Below are 17,077 nucleotides of genomic sequence, written 5' to 3'. Positions count from 1 at the left end.
GCCATGGAACCGGCTCCGGCCCCAGGATTCCGCGCCTTGGGGACTGTGCTATTTTACAACGCCCCGATCCAACCTGCCGGAGGAAACTCGATGCGTCCGTTCCTGGCCTGCCTGGCCCTGGCCGTGCTGTCCGGCCCGACCGCCCCCGCCGCCGAAATCGAGGGGCTGTACCGGAGCGAAACCGCCGTGCGGAGCCGCGACGAAGCCGCCCGCGCCGAGGATATCCGCGCCGCGCTGGGCCGGGTGCTGAAACGCCTGGTCCGCCCGGACGACCTCGATTCCGCCACGGTGCGCGGCCTGCTCGCCAAACCCCAGGATTATGTGCGGGAGTTCGACTACACCCTGCGGGGCGAAGGCCCGTTGGCGACGCCGATCCTCCGGGTCGATTTCGACCCCGCCCGGCTCGATGGGGAGTTGCGCCGCCACGGCATCCCGGTGTGGGGCGCGGAACGGCCGGAACTCCTGGTCTGGCTGGCGGTGCGCGACAAACAAGGCGTTTGGTCCAGCGCCGCCGAAACCCTGACCGGAACCGACCGCCTCTTGGGCGGGTTCGCGGCGGAGCGCGGCCTGCCCCTTTCCCTGCCGCTGTGGGATTTGCCGGACCAGCAAGCGTTGAGTTGGACCGATATCGACACCGGCAACGCCGAGCGCATCCGCCTCGCCGCCCAGCGCTACGAGACCGACACCGTCCTCACCGGCAGGCTGACCCCGGTGGCGGGCACCACCTGGGAAGCGGAATGGGGGCTTTATTCCGCCAGCCACGCCCCGGAACGCTGGCACGGCAAGACCGCCGAACTCGCGGACATCCTGGCGGGCGGGATCGAAACCGCCTATGCCCGGCTCTTGACCCAGGGCGTCCCCCGCGACACCACCCCGGCCGGCGTGGAACTGCATATCACCGGACTCGAATCCCTGGACGACGCCAACCAAATCGCCGCCTACCTGGAAAAACTCTCGCCGGTCAACCGCTTGGACTGGTTGTCGGTGGGCACGGGCGAGGCCGCGTTCAAGCTGGTCGTGCGCGGCGGACGCCAAGTCCTGCGGCAAACCCTCAACCTCAGCCACCGGCTCAAACCCCTGGACGGCGAAACCACCGGGGGCACGGGGCCGCTCATCTATCGGTGGACGCCATGAACCCGAAACATATCCCCAACCTCATCAGCGTGGCCCGCATCCTCCTGGTCTATCCGGTCGTCAGCCTGTTGCTGGACCAGCGCTTCGGCGCGGCGCTGGCCTTGTTCGTGGTGGCGGGGCTGTCGGATGGCGTGGACGGCTTCCTCGCCAAGCATTACCACTGGCAATCGCGGCTGGGCTCCTACCTGGACCCCCTGGCCGACAAGTTGCTGTTGATCTCCTCCTATGTCGCGCTGGGCTGGCTGGGCTTGGTGCCGGTGTGGCTGGTGGGCTTGGTGGTGCTGCGCGATTTGGTGATTTTCGGCGGGGCGGTGGCCTATTACTTCATGCTGCGGCCCTTCGAGGGCCAGCCCACCCTGCTCAGCAAGCTCAACACCGTGCTGCAATTGGTCCTGGTGTTCGCGGTGATCGTGCGGCAGGACATCGCGCCGTTCCCGGCGGCGGTGGCCGAAGCGCTACTGTGGCTGACCGCGTTCACCACGCTGGCGAGCGGGGCGCATTACGTCCAGGTCTGGGGCAGTAGCTATTGGCGGGAAAAACAGCGCCAGGGGCCGGATACGGCGTGAGCGGACCCCGCCGGAACCGGCTGAATTCCGCCCGCACGGCGCCGGTGCTATCATCCGGCCTTCCCTATTCCTTCAAGCACTTGCCGAATCCGCCATGACCGATTCCGATATCGCCACGCGCTTCCGCCGCATCGGCCTCATCACCCTCGCCGCCGTGTATTTCCTGATCCTGGTCGGCGGCGTCGTCCGGGCTTCGGGGGCCGGGATGGGCTGTCCCGACTGGCCCACCTGCTTCGGCAGGCTGATCCCGCCCACCGAGGAATCCCAATTGCCGCCCGATTACCACGAGAAATACATCGGCTACGGCGACACCCAGTTCAATCCGGTCAAGACCTGGACCGAGTACCTCAACCGCTTGGTGGGCGTCGGGATCGGCCTCCTGGTTTTCATGACCCTGTGGCGTTCCCTTCCCTACCGCAAGCTGGACCCGCCGGTGTTCCAATTGGCGCTGGCGGTGTTCCTATTGGTGGGATTCCAGGGCTGGCTGGGTTCGCGGGTGGTCGCCAGCGACCTCAGGCCCGCGATGATCACGGCGCATATGGTGACGGCCTTCTTGATCGTGATGCTGCTGATCCATACCGTCTGCCGTTCCCAGCGGCAGTTGTTGTGGCGGGTCGATACCGCCGCGCTGCCGCCCAAGGTCCGCGCCGTGCTGCTGGCCGCCCTGGGCCTGAGCCTGCTGCAAATCGCCATGGGCACCCAAATCCGCGAGGCCATCGACGGCATCACCAACGCCAACGAGATTTTGGAGCGCGATGTCTGGCGCGAGCATTTCCCCATCATCTTCTATGTCCACCGTTCGTTCTCGTCGGTGATCCTGTTCACCAACCTGTGGCTGGTGTGGAACTTCGCGCGCCACCTGGACAGCGGGCATTTGCTGCGGCGCTTCGCCTATGCGCTGGGCGGCTTGGTCGTGGCCGCCATCCTGACCGGCGTGAGCCTGGACCGGCTGGGCTTCCCGGCCTTGGTGCAGCCGGTGCATTTGTTGCTGGCGAATTTGATCTTCGGCTGCCAGTTCTTCCTGTTCACGGCCTTGCGCTATGGCGATAACGCCGCACCGCTGGCCGACCCGGCCACGGCCAAAGCGCCGGGCTGAGCGATCCTGGATATGGAAAAGCCCGCCCGGACTGGACGAGTCCGGCGGGCTTTTTGTATCGGGGAGTCACAACGCCGACACAAATCCTCGCGCCATCCTGGACGATTTTCGGACACCCACCGCCCTAACCGCGCAATGGAAGATGCTCGACCGCCAAAGCCCGCATCGCGGCCTCGTCCCTGGCCGGTACGCTGGCCAACGCCCACAGGTCGTAATTGGGATGTTCCCTACGCGTCAGCGCTATCGAGTGGAAACCATTGCTCCTCAAACAAAGATCGAGCGTCTTGAGCGTGAATCCGCAACGGTGTGCCATGAAAAGATTCCCACTGGCCAAAGCCGGGCGGAAACCATACAGGATATCCAGGGGCGCGATGGGTCCGGCGGGACTTATATAGGCCGCCTCATCCAGTTTGTCCTCGGCGACCAACTTGCAAACCGATTGCAGGTCCGGGCAGGTGATGACCGCGAAACCCTGGGGATTCAATACACGGACGAATTCCGCCAGCGCCTTGGGCACATCATGGGGATAGAGGTGCTCGATGTTATGGCTGGAGAAAATCGCGTCCACATAGTTATCCGGCACACCGGACATATCGGTCATGGAACTGACGATATCCGGATCGACGCCCTTATCGATATCGAGCCGTAATTCCCGCCATTCGTCCGTATTAAAAGCGGGCGTAGTCATATTTTTGCGGTTATATCCACACCCCACATGGAGGAAAGTCCTGGTACTGGCAAACATAATAAAAACCTTGATATTCCAGTGTTTATAGGGACCGATAATACGTCAGAAACCGCCCCTCCCACCCGTATCCATTCAAGGACAGGCAATCGGTGCCGGGATCTTCGACTCCGGATCTTGGGTGTTGAGCAACTGCACGATCTCCTCCAGTTCGATGCGGGGCCGGTGCCAGGGAATCCGCAGCCAATAAACCTCCCCCTGCACCAGGCGCGGCGCGACCTCGGTCACGATATTCTTGTCGGTGAACTGCTTCTGGGCGGCCTCGGCCTCGGCCCGGCCCGGATACAGCCCCAGCGAAATCGCCCATTGCAGCGAGCCTTTCTCGAACACCCACATATCCGCCACCCCCTTCCCGGCCAACATGCGGCGGTTCTCGCGGGCGGCTTCGAGGCTCGGGGCTTTGGGGAACAAAATCCACCAACCGGCGGGCACCTCGCCCGGCTTGGCCACCACCTCGACCTCGCCGGTATGGCTCTTGATCAGCCCCCGCAATTCGTCCGCCCGCGCCTGGTTGGAAGGACCGATCAGGAAACAATCGCTGGGCGGCGGCGGTTTCACCTCCGGGGTGGGCGTATCGTCGGTCTGTTCGTCCTCGACCGACTTCAATTCGGCATCGCCCGGCTCCAATTCCGCCGCCTCCGAATCCGCCGCCTCGCTGCTCAGGAGGATGCGTTCCAGGTCGCTCGGGATCGCCAGTTCCTGGGGTCCGTTCCCATTGCCCCGGAAGCCGGTCTCCCACAGGAAAAACATCACATTGACGAGGATCAGCAGGTAAACGGAATACTTCATGTCGATTCGGTAGTCGCGATGATGAACAAGCCCCGCAACACCACATCGGGGGCGAGCCGGCAAAGCGGGGACAGGGCGGAGGCCAGCGCCGCCGCTCCGCCGCCGGCCAGCACCAGGGTGGGCGGGCGGTCGAAGGCGAGTCCGGCCAGGGTTTTTTCCACCAGCCCGGCGCAGGCGGCCATGATGCCGCCCGCCACCCCGGAGGCGGTATCGCGGCCCAGAATATCCAGGGCCGGTTCGCCGCCGGGCCGGACGCCCTGGGTTTCCTGGAACAAAGCCCGCCGCATCAAGGCCGGGCCGGGCGCGATCAGTCCGCCCAAATGCCGCCCCGCCGCGTCCAGCACGTCCAGGGTCAGGGCCGTGCCACAATCGACCAGGCAAGCGGGCAAGGGATAATCCCGGCGCAGGGCGACCAAACCGACCCAGCGGTCCACGCCCAGCCGCTCCGGTTCGAGATAGCCGTTGGTCACGCCATAGCCCACGGCCTGGGAACGCACGCAATGCACGGGCAGCCGCCACTGGCGGGCGACCCAGGCGGCGAGCCGTCCGGCGGTTGCGGCCCCGGCCACGTTCGCGACATGGACGGCGTCCGGCGCTTCCAGCCCGCCCCAATGGCATTCCAAATGTTCCTCCAAGCCGGCGGCGGACGAAGGAAAAGCCGGGCCGACCCGGAGTTCCCCCGCGTCCGACGCCACGGCCCACTTCAGCCGGGAATTGCCGATATCCACCAACAGGCTAGCCATGGTCCAAGGCCCGCAACCGCACATCCCCGGACGCGAATTCGCGTAGGCGTCCATCCTCGCAGCGCAGGATCAACAGCCCCGCCGCCGAAATATCCTCGATCCGGCCCTGGGTCCGGGTTTCGCCCTGGTGGATCACGGCCTCGCGGCCTTGCCAGCGGTGATGGCCGCGCCATTCCGGCAGATAGGGTTCCAAACCCACCGCCGCGTAATGGCCGAGCAAGGGCAGCAATTCGTCGAGCAGGGCCGCGACCAAGCGGTTGCGCGGCGGCGGCGCGCCATCGGTGGACAGGTCGGCCCAGGGCTGGTCGATGGCATGGCCCAGGCGCGGCGGGAGATAGCGGTTCAAGCCCAGGCCGACCACCACGGCGCAACGGCCATGGGCCTCCCCGGCCACCTCGATCAGGATGCCGCCCAGCTTGCGCCCGCCCAGCAGCAGATCGTTCGGCCATTTCAGCCCGATATCCGCCACGCCCAACCCGGCCAAGGCCCGCGCCACGCCGACCCCGACCGCGAGGCTCAACCCGGCGATGCGCGAGGTATCCTCGTAGCGCCACAGCAGGGAAAGATAGATATTGGCCCCGAACGGCGATACCCATTCCCGCCCGATCCGGCCCCGGCCCGCCGTCTGGGTTTCGGCCAGGCACACCGTGCCCGCCGCCGCGCCTTCGGCGGCGAGCCGCATCAACTGGGTATTGGTGGAATCGAGCCGGTCGTGGATCAGGAGGGAGGCGAGCGAGGCCGTGGCCTCCGGCCCCAGGTGGCGGCGGATCGCGTCGCCATCGAGCAATTCCAGCGGGGACAGCACCCGGTAGCCCTTGCCCGGCAGGGCGGCGACCTCCAGCCCCAGGGCTTCGAGTTCCCGCACCCATTTCCACACCGCGGTGCGGCTCACGCCCAACTCGGCGGCGATGGCGGCCCCGGAATGGAAACGGCGGTCCGCCAACAGGCGCAGCAGCCTATTCTGGATCGTATCCGCCATCGCTCCCCCGCCCTGGGGGCTGGCCGTTCAGTTTCTGGTCGCGCAGGAGTTGCGACTGCCGCCGCACCACATGGCGGATCAGCATTTCCCGGTCGCGGTCGCTCAGGCCGATGAAATCCACCCCGACCCGGTAGGGTTGCCCCGCCAGGGTCATATTGCGGCGGCAATAGATCACCCGGCCATAGGCGATCACGCCGACCATATTGGGCAGCAGCACCATCTTGATTTCCAACACCCGGCCCGGATCGTAGGTCTGGTCGATGGAGAACGACAGGCCCGAGGCGCTGAGGTTGACCTCCTGGGGCGGGCATTCCGCCAGATCGGGTTCCCGCGACATGAACACCCGCGTGACCAGATCGACCTTGCGCTCGATGATCCGCAAGGCTTCGGCGATATCGGGCGCGTCGCGCTCGATCTTGCGTAACAGGAAGCGCGATTCCTGCGACAGCAATTCCAGGCTGGACGCCAGCGCGAACGGATTGCAGGGCAATTCCGTCACTTCCTGGAATCCGGCCAGGTCGGGAATCTCCCTGGGCGAGATTTCCTTGAAGGACAGGATGACCTGCTCCTCGATGCGGAAATAGCGGCGGCGTTCCCGTTCGGTCCCGCCCTGGGCGTTGGGGAAGTCCGCTTCCGGGTCCAATGCTTCTTCGGTATCCATAGCGCTCGTCCGGTGGGTTTATCGGGCTTTATCCAAGGCTTTCAGCCGCGCCAGTTTTTCGGCGATCTTGATTTCCAGGCCGCGGGGCACGGGCCGGTAATAAGCGCGGGTTTCCAGTCCTTCTGGGAAATAATCCTCCCCGGCGGCATAGGCCTCCGGCTCGTCGTGGGCATAGCGGTAGCGCTTGCCGTAGCCGAGTTGTTTCATCAGGCCGGTGGGGGCGTTGCGCAGATGCGCCGGGACCTCCAGGCTCCCGGTGGCCGCCGCGTCGGCCCGCGCCGCCTTGTAGGCGGTGTATACGGCATTGCTCTTGGGGGCGCAAGCCAGATAAAGCACGGCCTGGGCCAAGGCCAGCTCGCCTTCGGGACTGCCCAGGCGCTCCTGCGCGTCCCAGGCATCGAGCGCCAGTCGCAGGCCGCGCGGGTCGGCGTTGCCGATATCCTCGCTGGCGATACGGACGATACGCCGGGCCAGATAAAGCGGGTCGCAGCCGCCGTCCAGCATCCGGCACAGCCAATACAAGGCCGCGTCCGGGGCGCTGCCGCGCACGGCTTTGTGCAGGGCGGAAATCTGGTTGTGGAATTCCTCCCCGTGCTTGTCGAAACGGCGCACCGAACCCCCGGCCAGGACCGCGCGGGCCAGTTCCGGGGTGATTTCGCGCTGGCCCGGCTCGACCAGGTCGAGGGTGATTTCCAGGAGGTTCAAAAGCTTGCGGGCGTCGCCATCCGCCGCCTGGACGTACCAACCGCGCACTACCTCCGGCATGTCCACCGCCGTGCCGCCATAGCCGCGCTCGGGGTCGGTCAAGGCCCGGTCCAGGACCAACAGCAAATCCTCCCCGGCCAAGCCGCGCAGCACGTAGACCCGCGCCCGCGATAACAAGGCGTTGTTCAATTCGAAGGAAGGATTCTCGGTGGTGGCCCCGATGAAATAGACGGTGCCATCCTCGACATGCGGCAGGAAGGCATCCTGCTGGGATTTGTTGAAGCGGTGGACCTCGTCCACGAACAGGAGGGTCCGGCGGTTTTGGGCGGCCAAGAGGCGCTTGGCCTCCGCCACCGCCTCGCGGATTTCCTTGACCCCGGACAGCACCGCCGAGATCGGCAGGAACTCGGCGTCGGCATGGTGGGCGACCAGCCGGGCCAGGGTGGTCTTGCCGGTGCCGGGCGGCCCCCAGAAGATCATGGAATGCAGCCGACCGGCCTTGATCGCCGCGTACAAGGGCTTCCCCGGCGCGAGGATATGGCGCTGGCCGATGTATTCATCGAGGCTGCGGGGCCGCATCCGGTCGGCCAGGGGTTTCATCGCATCGGCGCTCATCGTCCCACCCGCCCTATTTTTCCTCGAACACATCCACCCCGGCGGGCGGCTTGAACTCGAACAAGGCCGGGTCCAGCTTGAGCCCGGTCTTGACCTTGTCGAAATAAATCCGGGTCAGCTGGCCGAAATTGTCGCTGAGTTCCATCCCGGCCAGTTTGTCGCCTTCCAAGCCCAGCAACACATATTTGAAGCCGCTGTCCTCGGCCTTGGGCACCAGCTTGATCCAGTACAAACCCTCGTCCAGCGCCTGCTTCTCGATGCTGAAATTGGTTTCCAAAGGCACCTCGCCGCTCAACAGCAAGGCCGGGGTGGAACCGATGGCGGCGTTCAGGCGCTTGGCGGTGACTTGTTCCAGGTCCACATCGTAGAACCAGACCTTGCCGCCGCTGGACACGATTTCCTGATGGTAGGGCTTTTGGTAATCCCAGCGGAATTTGCCCGGCCTTTCCAGGTAGAACACCCCGTTGCTGCGCTTGTCGGTGCCGCCCTTGCCATCGACCAGCACCTGGCTGAATTCGGCCTGCAAGGTATGGGCATGGGCCAGGAAATTACGCAGATGCTGGACCGGCTCGTCCCCGGCCCGGACCGACGCGGACGCCGCCGCCAGGATCAGCGCTGGCAAAACTTGTTTGAACATGGAACCTCGGCGGGTGGGTTAAATCTGTCGCGCCAGCGTTTCCGCATAGCCGGTATAACTGGCGGGCGTCAGCGCCAACAAGCGCTGTTTGGCGTCGTCGGGCAACTCCAAACCCGCGACGAAGGCCGCCAGCGCCTCGGCGTCCATGCGCCGCCCGCGGGTGAGTTCCTTCAGCTTTTCGTAGGGCTTCTCGATGCCATAACGGCGCATCACGGTCTGGATCGGCTCGGCCAGCACTTCCGGGTTGGCGGCCAGGTCGGCCTCCAGCACGGCGGGCGCGATTTCCAGCTTGGACAAGCCTTTCAGCGTGGCCTGGGCGGCCACCAGCGTGTAGGCGATGCCCAGCCCGATATTGCGCAGCACGGTGGAATCGGTCAGGTCGCGCTGCCAGCGCGAAATCGGCAGTTTCTCGGCCAGATGGGCCAGGACCGCGTTGGCCATGCCGAGATTGCCTTCGGAATTCTCGAAATCTATCGGGTTGACCTTATGCGGCATGGTGGAGGAACCCACTTCCCCGGCGATGGTTTTCTGGCGGAAATACCCCAGCGAGATATACCCCCAAACATCGCGGTCGAAATCGACCAAAATGGTATTGAAACGGGCCAGGGCATGGAAGAATTCCGCCAGATAATCATGCGGCTCGATCTGGGTGGTATAGGGATTGAACACCAGCCCCAGCGATTCCACGAAGTTTCGGGCCAAACCCGGCCAATCCACTTCGGGATAGGCCACAGCATGGGCGTTATAATTGCCCACCGCGCCATTGATCTTGCCCAGCAATTCCACCGCCGCGATGGATTTGAGTTGGCGTTCCAAGCGCACCGCGACATTGGCGAATTCCTTGCCCATGGTGGTCGGCGTGGCCGGTTGGCCATGGGTGCGGGACAGCAGGGGCTGGGCGGCATAGGCCCCGGCCTGGGTTTTGATCTCGGCGACCAATTCCCGCAATTTCGGCACCAGCACGCCATCGCGCGCCTCCCGCAACATCGCGGCATAGGCCAGGTTGTTAATATCCTCGGAAGTACAGGCGAAATGGATGAATTCGCCGACCCGGACCAATTCCTCGCTGGCGGCGATCTTTTCCTTGAGGAAGTATTCGACCGCCTTCACATCGTGGTTGGTGACGCGCTCGATCTGCTTGACCCGCTCGGCGTCCTCCACCGAAAAATCCACCAGGATACTTTCCAATAGAGCCTGGGCTTCCCCGCTCAAAGGGGGCACTTCGGCGATGGCGGATTCCTGGGCCAAAGCTTGCAGCCAGCGGATTTCCACCAACACCCGGTAACGGATCAAGCCGTATTCGCTGAGGATGGAGCGTAGGGAATCGGCCTTGTCGGCATAACGGCCATCGATGGGGGACAGATTGGTTAAAGTCATGAGGGTAACTGCTATCGACAATGGTTCATCCGGGATGGGTACCGCCTCGATCAATCAGGCTGGCGATCCCCGCCTTGCAAGGTTCATTGAAACTCCACCGGCAGCCTAGGCACGGGATTGGAATACTCAGGACAGCATCGCGATAAACCGCCGCACATCCTCGATTTCCACGCGCCAACTGGATTTAAGGGAAGCCTCCTTGGGATCGGTGGGCATCCCTATTAGATAATATAAATCATGCTGCGCGTGCAGCGCGATTTGCCCCTGGAGAAAACTGAGATTGGCGCTGGACTGTAATACGCCGACACGGGTACCGGGACGGCAAAACACGGTGTTATGCATTCCCAAGCCACATTCCCCCGCCACCCGCGCCAATTTTTTGATTTGTTCGACAAAAGGCCAGTGTTCCGGCCTGAAAATCTCGAAGCCCTGGTCCGCGAACACCGCTTCGACCGCATCCCGGTTGGCGAGTTGCCGATTGCCCCCTTCCGCCCGCGCAATAAACAGCCTATCGGTCGCCGGCTTGTCCAGTTCGGGCGCGGCGTGTTTTTCCCGCAAGAAGATATGGACGGCCATGAACTCCTCGTGGAGTTCGCTGCTAATCCTGGCGAAAGTGGGGACGACCAAGCGCTCGGCTTCGAGCCGATATTGCCGCGCATCCCAAAATAACACCTTATCTCCGGCAATATCCAAGGCTTCCAGAATAGCGGTTTGCCATGGTTTTTGCGTTTCGCCCATGACATACCGATCGATAGCCAATCCATGGCTCAAGGTTCTATACACCCTTGGGAGGACATCGACGATCCAGTGGCCGTAGATACGCGCCCCTGGCAACCCGATATTACAAAGGGTTCCTGCCACCCGTAGGGTTTCTTCCGGTATATCCACCCGATAGGCTCCGGCCATGGCAGGGTCTTTGGCGGCCAACGAGACCATGGGCGTTGGGGGGAAACTTTTGGGATTCAACATCAAGCCACGACCCAACAATATCCTATCGTCGCCGGTCAAGGTCAATCCCTTGGCGATTATGGTGGCGTCCCGCAGGCTCACGAAACCCGACCAAGGCGTGGCGGGCGGGGTTTGGGACCATTTGGCGACCACCGCTCCCGCTTGCCCGGTCCCCGGCCCGCAGATACCCAGGGGCTGTTTCCTAGGATAAACCTGCCCCGGCGCGGCTTGATAGCCCATGGGCCGGGATTGGAACACCAGATTCTGGCCGTCGCAAGGACTTTTATCCAGGCTATCTATATCCAGGGGCAAAACTTGGTGGAAAGCCATATTTTCACCGCTCCGCCATCATGCGGCTTGGTTTTCCAACCCGGTTTTCCGTGGGCTTGCCATCCTCCCCACCTAGGCGCGGCCAGGAAGGAAATCCGGGTCGGCGATATTCGCCCAACCATAAGGTCGGCACCCCGGAAAAACGCTTTCCTCGAACCCGGTTTCCCTGGCGGCCAGGATCATGGCATCGCCAGCTGTTGAGTCCAGGCATAGCAATCGCGATCATGCAGATGGGCGTTCATGGTTCACTACGCATTGTAAGCCCGCTCGATCACCCCGCCGCCCAAGCATTCCTCCCCACGATAAAACACCACCGACTGCCCCGGCGTCACCGCCCGCTGCGGCTGGTTGAACACCACCCGGCAGCGGCCATCCTCCAAGGGTTCGACCCGGCAAGGCTGGTCGGGTTGGCGATAGCGGGTCTTGGCGGCGCAGCGCAGGGGCTCGCGCAAAGGCTGGTTGTCGCACCAATCCAAAGTGCCCGCTTCCAAAGCGCCGGTGAACAGCCAAGGATGATCGTGGCCCTGGCCGACCACCAGCACATTGCGCTCCAAATCCTTGCGCAGCACATACCAAGCCTCCGGGTCCGCGCCCTTGATACCGCCCACGCCGAAACCCCGGCGCTGGCCCAGGGTGTAATACATCAAGCCCTCGTGGCGACCGACCGTAGCGCCATCCGGGGTTTCAATGGCACCGGGCTGGGCGGGCAGATAACGTTGCAGGAAATCCTTGAAGCGGCGCTCGCCGATGAAGCAAATGCCGGTGCTGTCCTTCTTGCGGGCGTTGTCGAAGCCCAGGCGGGCGGCGATGCGGCGCACCTCGGGCTTGTCGAGGTGGCCGATGGGAAACAAGGTGCGGGACAACTGCGGCTGGCCCAGGGTGTAGATGAAATAGCTCTGGTCCTTGTTGCCATCCCAGCCCTTGAGCAGATGGAAGCGCCCGTCCCGTTGCTCGACGCGGGCGTAATGGCCGGTGGCGATGAGGTCGGCCCCCAAGTCCTGGGCATAGTCGAGGAAGGCTTTGAACTTGATTTCCTTGTTGCACAGGATGTCCGGGTTGGGTGTGCGCCCGGCACCGTATTCGTGCAGGAAAATCTCGAACACATGGTCCCAGTATTCGGCGGCGAAATTCACGGTCTTGAGCGGAATCCCGAGCCTATCGCACACGCCCTGGGCATCGGCCAAATCCTCGAGGGCGGTGCAATATTCGGTGCCGTCGTCCTCTTCCCAGTTCTTCATGAACAGGCCCACGACCTCGTAGCCCTGTTCCAGCAGGATATGGGCGGCCACGGAGGAATCCACCCCGCCCGACATGCCCACCACGACCTTGTGCGCCATGCCCATCAAGCCGCCAACATCGATTTCAACACCGACAGGGGATGGCGCTCGCCCGCCAGATAATCCTCCAGGCAGCGCCGCACCATGGGACTACGCAGCGCATCCTCCCGCCCGGCCAGTTCCTGGGGCGTCAACCACAAGGCCCGCTGGATGCCGGCGTCCAAGGGCGCGGCGGGATCGTGGCTTTCGGCCCGGCCGGCGATGGCGACCCGGCAATAGCTGGCCGTGCCGTCGGGCCGGTTCCATAGGTAGATGCCGACCAGGTGCTCGGGTTGGATATGCCAGCCGGTTTCCTCGAAGGTTTCGCGGCGGGCGGCTTCGACCAGGGTTTCGCCGCCTTCGACATGGCCGGCCGGTTGGTTGATGACCAAGCGGCCTCGGGGGTCGATTTCCTCGACGAACAAGAAGCGCCCTTCCCGCTCGACCAGGGTCGCGACGGTGACGCGGGGCCGTTGGGCCTGGATTTCCGATGTGTGCATGAAGTTTTTTCTACCGGGATAAGCGCCTGGGAAGAGCGCTATGCTATAAAACCGCCCTTCCCTCAACGCCTTAGGAACCGCCCGGAACCTGCCGGACGGCGACGCGGGGCACGCCAGCCATGGAGCCGAATCGATGCCATTGAACCTTAGCAATCTGGGATTTTCGATCAAAATGCTATTTTCCGGGTATTTGATAGTCATCGCAATCGGCTATGGGGTGGCCGTCATGCAGGTGCTATTCACGCACGGGATGGCCGATGGCAAGTTCGGCCTGTCCATCGAGGACATCGTCTACAGCTATTACGGCAACCGCTCGGGCTCGGTGTTGGAGAGCAAGCTGAACGGCTCCATGAAGAACAACGCCCCCGACAGCGAGCGCTTCAAGATCATCCAATGGGTGCGCGATGGCGGCGACGCCAAGACCTACGAGAAGGATATCAAGCCGATCATCGAATTGCGCTGCATCATGTGCCATAACTCGGAGGCGGCGGGGCTGCCCGATTTCACCCAGTTCGAGCATATTCACCAACGCGCCCAATCCGACCAGGGCGCGACCTTCGCCTCGCTGGCGCGGGTGTCGCACATCCATTTGTTCGGGATCGCCTTCATCTTCATGTTCGTGGGATTGATCTTCGCCCTGGCCTCGGGAGTGCCGTGCAAGCTCAAGGGCGCGGCCATCGTCATGCCGTATGTGTTCCTGCTGCTGGATATTACCTCGTGGTGGCTGACCAAGCTCAATCCGAATTTCGCCCTGCTGGTGATCCTGGGCGGCGGCGGCATGGCGATGGCCTTCGTGTTCATGTGGGTGGTGTCGATGTACGAGATGTGGATATTGCCGGGGAAGCTGCCATTCCCGGACCGGCGGAGCGCCTTGACGCGGTCTTGAGCGGCGGGGGTTTTGGATCGGCGGCATCCACCGCCGATCCGGCCCACGCCCCCACGGCGGAAGCCCGATGAAATAAGGCCAAACCCATGCAAAGCCCGCCCCGATTCATGCGACAATGCGCCTCCCTTCAAGCTCTGCGAGACCCAAGCATGAATAAATCCGAACTGATCGACGCCATCGCCGACGCCTCCGGCCAGACCAAGACCGAAATCGGCAAGACCCTGGACGCCCTGCTCGAAACCGTCACCGCCACCGTCGCCAAGGGCGAACCCGTGGCCCTGGCGGGCTTCGGCACCTTCAAAGCGACCCACCGGGCGGCGCGGGAAGGCCGCAACCCCGCCACCGGCGCGGCCATCCAAGTCCCCGAAAGCACCGTGCCCAAATTCCAACCGGGCGCGACCTTCAAGAACCGGGTCGCCAACAAAGGCTGATCCCCCATTCCCGCGCCGATTCGCTTCCTTTCGATTCCGTGGGTGCCCCGATCCGGGGCCGGGCGGCGCTCCGGGCAATCCCGCCCGGAGCGCCGCCCGCAAGGCGCGGGCCAAGCCCGCAGCCTGCCCCGGAATCATCGTCCCGGCGCAAGATAGCGCCCGCCCAGCCCCCTCATCCCGCCAGCAGCGTCCAGCCATAGGCCAAGGCCAAGCCCAGATAGGCCAGGAAGCTCACTCCCAGCAACCAGGGATTCGCCCCACCGGGCCGCGCCCAGGCCGGCAAATGTGGGGCCAACACCCGGTAATTCAGCAGGTACAACGCCACCGGGAAAATCACCGTCCCGGCGAAGCCGATCACCGCGCTGGTCAGGATCAAGCTGCCTGGGGTATCCAACAGCATGGTCAGGCAGGTGACGAGGGTCATCAGCCCCAGGAAGCCGTAATACCACACCCGCAACGACCAGCGACGGCTCCGGGGAAACAGCACATGGACGATATCGGCCTGCATCCGGCTCACCGCGTCCGCCGTCGCCAGCCAGGTATCGGCCAGGAACGCCGCCGCCACGATCAAGAACAGGATGCGCCCGATCTCGCCCCAGCCCACCTCGAAGAACTTGGCCTGCACCACCGCCAACTCGTATTCCTGCGGCAGCAAACCCTTGGGATAGAGCAAGGCATAGGACAATAGGCAGGTCATCAGCGTGGTCAGCACGTTGCCGCCGATCCCGACCCAGGCGTCGGCCCCGAGATAGCGCCGCCACAGCCGCCAGCGCCCGGCGTTCTCGGCGTTGTCCTCCGGCAGGAAACCCTCGCTGGTCACCACCTCCGGCTTGTCGGCGACCACCCCGGTGATGCGCCCCATATGCGCCGCCATCCCCGCCCCCTTGTCCCGCAGCCAATAGGAATAGAACAGGATCCAAAAGCCCCCCAGCCCGGCGAAGGCGATGGCGGTCAGTAGTTTGGTGGCGTCGGCGGTTTCCCAGGGCCGGGGCATCGGTCCGGTCGGGCCGAGCAAACCGCGCAGGAATCCCGGCAAGGCCGCCGCCACCTCCGGCTGGGCGCAGGCCCACAACAAACCCACCACCGTGGTGATGGCGACGAACTTCATGAAGCGCTCGACCAGCACATAGACGACCTGGCTGAACAGCAAGGCGACCAGGAACACCGCGATGGTGAGATAGCCCCAGAACAGCGATTGCCCCCGCGGGGTCCAGCCTTCCGGGAAATGGGTCAGCGCCGCCAACGAAGTCCCGCCCGCCGAGGCGAACGCCCCGAACCAGAAGAACGACACCGACATCAGCACCCACAGGAAAATCCCGAAGCCCCGGTGCAGGCGGATGAAACCATGGAAGATGCTCTCGCCGGTGAGGAGGGTGTAGCGGCCGATCTCGATATTGAGCGGATATTGCAGCAAGCAGGCCGGGAGCAGCAGGCAGAGGAAAGTCAGCCCGTACTTGGCGATCATATACGGCCACCAGATCAATTCGCCGCTGCCCTGGGCCAAGGCCATCCAGACGATGCCGGGACCGAGCGCCACGGCCCAGCCGGGAAACGCGGGCAGGGGTTTGCGCTCCAGCCCGGAAAGTTCTTTATTATTCATCGAGTTATATTATAAAAAGGCCATTGGAGTCCAAAGCTGGCTTTGGACTCCATCAAGTCAGTTGGCAACCTCAGCGCGCCGCCCCCGCCGCGATCCGCAACACGTCCAGCACATCGAACACCCTGGCGATGTAATGATCCCGCACCCGGTAATCGCCGCCTTCGCCGCCCGCGAGTTGGGCACCCAGGGCATCGACGAAACCCAGCAAGCGCCGCCGGTGCAGGCCGGTCTTGGCGAGCAAAGGGTCCAGCACGATCCAGGACAGCGCGGCCAAGACCCCGACCGCCGCCAGCAAAGCCCCCGTGGTCGCCACCACCAAACCCGCCGAGGCCGTGGCCGGGAACACCGCGTAATACCAAGCCCCCACGGTCGAACCCAGCCAGAAATTGGCGATGGCGAGTTGCTGGGCGATGACCGCGGCGGCGGCGGACCCCGCCGACAAGGCGCCGGGCGTCACCTGTTGCGATACCGCGTAGCCGGTGGCGAGGGTGATGAGGCTGCCCGCCAGTTCCGACACCCCGGCGCGGGTCTTGCCGTATTCCGCCAGTTTGGTTTCCAGCGCGGCGCGGAAACCGGGCCGGTCGGCCTGGTCGCCCAGTATCCGCAGATATTCGCCGCACAGGGCGGCGATTTCGGGCTGGGCCAGGAGGGTTTCCATCAGGGCGTCGTGGCGGGATTCGCGGCCTTCGTCGGCGTAGGGCAATTCCAGCAATTCGGTATGCAGCAGCCAGCGCAATTCCCGGTCGAGCCGGGTGGGGATGCCCGGCGGGACGCGGTGCAACCAAGCGGCGGCGCGGTCCGCCCCCATCCGCCCGGCCAAGCCCGCCGCGCCCTGGGTCAGCGCCCAAGGCAAGCCCCATAGCATATTGAGCGGATGGCGGTAGAAATCCCGGCCCAGGGTGGCGCGGTGCAATGCCCAAGCCCCGCGCAGGGAAAAATGCCGTTCGACGAATTCCGGCACCTTGTCGCGCCGGGATTCGATATACGCCTGGATGCCGCGCTGCACGGCGGCAGCGATT

Annotated in this window: 18 protein-coding genes; 5 read left to right on the top strand and 13 right to left on the bottom strand. The window is 64.1% G+C overall.

The window, feature by feature from the left end:
* Positions 1–90: 90 nt before the first annotated feature.
* The 3 genes from K5658_RS11305 (at position 91) to K5658_RS11295 (ending at position 2,796) form a co-directional block, all read left to right on the top strand.
* Positions 91–1,134 (top strand): DUF2066 domain-containing protein, encoded by a 1,044-nt coding sequence (locus tag K5658_RS11305; protein WP_221063241.1) that lies wholly within the window; start codon positions 91–93, stop codon positions 1,132–1,134.
* Entirely contained in the window at positions 1,131–1,700 is a 570-nt protein-coding gene (locus K5658_RS11300; protein WP_221063240.1) for a CDP-alcohol phosphatidyltransferase family protein, read from the top strand. The genes K5658_RS11305 and K5658_RS11300 overlap by 4 nt, the downstream gene beginning before the upstream one ends.
* A 94-nt stretch (positions 1,701–1,794) precedes the next feature.
* Positions 1,795–2,796, top strand: coding sequence for a COX15/CtaA family protein (locus K5658_RS11295; RefSeq protein WP_221063239.1), 1,002 nt, complete (start codon positions 1,795–1,797; stop codon positions 2,794–2,796).
* Between the two features lie 124 nt (positions 2,797–2,920).
* Here the strand turns inward: K5658_RS11295 and K5658_RS11290 are convergent, their stop codons facing one another.
* The 11 genes from K5658_RS11290 to K5658_RS11240 all read right to left on the bottom strand — a co-directional run bounded on the left by K5658_RS11290 (position 2,921) and on the right by K5658_RS11240 (position 13,141).
* Positions 2,921–3,484 (bottom strand): class I SAM-dependent methyltransferase, encoded by a 564-nt coding sequence (locus K5658_RS11290; protein ID WP_221063238.1) that lies wholly within the window; start codon positions 3,482–3,484, stop codon positions 2,921–2,923.
* Positions 3,485–3,616: 132 nt separating this feature from the next.
* Positions 3,617–4,330: an SPOR domain-containing protein gene (locus K5658_RS11285; RefSeq protein ID WP_221063237.1), complete on the bottom strand. Its 714-nt coding sequence runs from the start codon at positions 4,328–4,330 to the stop codon at positions 3,617–3,619.
* On the bottom strand, positions 4,327–5,073 hold the full coding sequence (locus tag K5658_RS11280) for a type III pantothenate kinase (protein WP_221063236.1): 747 nt from the start codon (positions 5,071–5,073) through the stop codon (positions 4,327–4,329). The genes K5658_RS11285 and K5658_RS11280 overlap by 4 nt, the downstream gene beginning before the upstream one ends.
* Positions 5,066–6,052, bottom strand: a complete 987-nt coding sequence (locus K5658_RS11275) for a biotin--[acetyl-CoA-carboxylase] ligase (RefSeq protein WP_221063235.1) — start codon at positions 6,050–6,052, stop codon at positions 5,066–5,068. Before K5658_RS11275 ends, K5658_RS11280 begins: the two co-directional genes overlap by 8 nt.
* Positions 6,030–6,713, bottom strand: a complete 684-nt coding sequence (locus tag K5658_RS11270) for a PilZ domain-containing protein (protein ID WP_221063234.1) — start codon at positions 6,711–6,713, stop codon at positions 6,030–6,032. The genes K5658_RS11275 and K5658_RS11270 overlap by 23 nt, the downstream gene beginning before the upstream one ends.
* 18 nt (positions 6,714–6,731) lie before the next feature.
* Positions 6,732–8,033 (bottom strand): replication-associated recombination protein A, encoded by a 1,302-nt coding sequence (locus tag K5658_RS11265; protein ID WP_221063233.1) that lies wholly within the window; start codon positions 8,031–8,033, stop codon positions 6,732–6,734.
* Between the two features lie 13 nt (positions 8,034–8,046).
* Entirely contained in the window at positions 8,047–8,670 is a 624-nt protein-coding gene (gene lolA, locus K5658_RS11260; RefSeq protein ID WP_221063232.1) for an outer membrane lipoprotein periplasmic chaperone LolA, read from the bottom strand.
* 18 nt (positions 8,671–8,688) lie between these two features.
* The gene (purB, locus tag K5658_RS11255) at positions 8,689–10,047 is read right to left on the bottom strand and encodes an adenylosuccinate lyase (RefSeq protein ID WP_221063231.1); all 1,359 of its coding nucleotides are present in this window, start codon (positions 10,045–10,047) and stop codon (positions 8,689–8,691) included.
* 126 nt (positions 10,048–10,173) lie between these two features.
* Positions 10,174–11,325, bottom strand: a complete 1,152-nt coding sequence (locus K5658_RS11250; protein WP_221063230.1) for a glycosyltransferase family 61 protein — start codon at positions 11,323–11,325, stop codon at positions 10,174–10,176.
* A 248-nt stretch (positions 11,326–11,573) separates the two neighbouring features.
* Complete coding sequence (mnmA, locus tag K5658_RS11245) at positions 11,574–12,662, bottom strand: tRNA 2-thiouridine(34) synthase MnmA (RefSeq protein WP_221063229.1); 1,089 nt, start codon at positions 12,660–12,662, stop codon at positions 11,574–11,576.
* A gap of 5 nt (positions 12,663–12,667) precedes the next feature.
* Positions 12,668–13,141: an NUDIX hydrolase gene (locus K5658_RS11240; RefSeq protein WP_221063228.1), complete on the bottom strand. Its 474-nt coding sequence runs from the start codon at positions 13,139–13,141 to the stop codon at positions 12,668–12,670.
* Between the two features lie 133 nt (positions 13,142–13,274).
* On the opposite strand from K5658_RS11240, the gene K5658_RS11235 reads away from it, so the two are divergent.
* Both K5658_RS11235 and K5658_RS11230 read left to right on the top strand, forming a co-directional pair.
* Positions 13,275–14,027, top strand: coding sequence for an elongation factor-1 alpha (locus tag K5658_RS11235; RefSeq protein WP_221063227.1), 753 nt, complete (start codon positions 13,275–13,277; stop codon positions 14,025–14,027).
* An 86-nt stretch (positions 14,028–14,113) separates the two neighbouring features.
* Entirely contained in the window at positions 14,114–14,458 is a 345-nt protein-coding gene (locus tag K5658_RS11230; RefSeq protein WP_343223240.1) for an HU family DNA-binding protein, read from the top strand.
* Between the two features lie 172 nt (positions 14,459–14,630).
* On the opposite strand, the gene K5658_RS11225 is transcribed toward K5658_RS11230, so the two are convergent.
* Together K5658_RS11225 and K5658_RS11220 are read right to left on the bottom strand one after the other, a co-directional pair.
* On the bottom strand, positions 14,631–16,058 hold the full coding sequence (locus K5658_RS11225) for an Nramp family divalent metal transporter (protein ID WP_221063226.1): 1,428 nt from the start codon (positions 16,056–16,058) through the stop codon (positions 14,631–14,633).
* 70 nt (positions 16,059–16,128) lie between these two features.
* A complete protein-coding gene (locus K5658_RS11220) occupies positions 16,129–17,064 on the bottom strand; it encodes a DUF6635 family protein (protein WP_221063225.1) in 936 nt (311 codons plus the stop codon).
* Positions 17,065–17,077: the final 13 nt, after the last annotated feature.

The organism is Methylomagnum ishizawai (genome assembly GCF_019670005.1).
Taxonomy (GTDB): domain Bacteria; phylum Pseudomonadota; class Gammaproteobacteria; order Methylococcales; family Methylococcaceae; genus Methylomagnum; species Methylomagnum ishizawai.
Note: the sequence above shows the minus strand (reverse complement) of the source record. Positions and strands in the feature narration are given on the sequence as shown.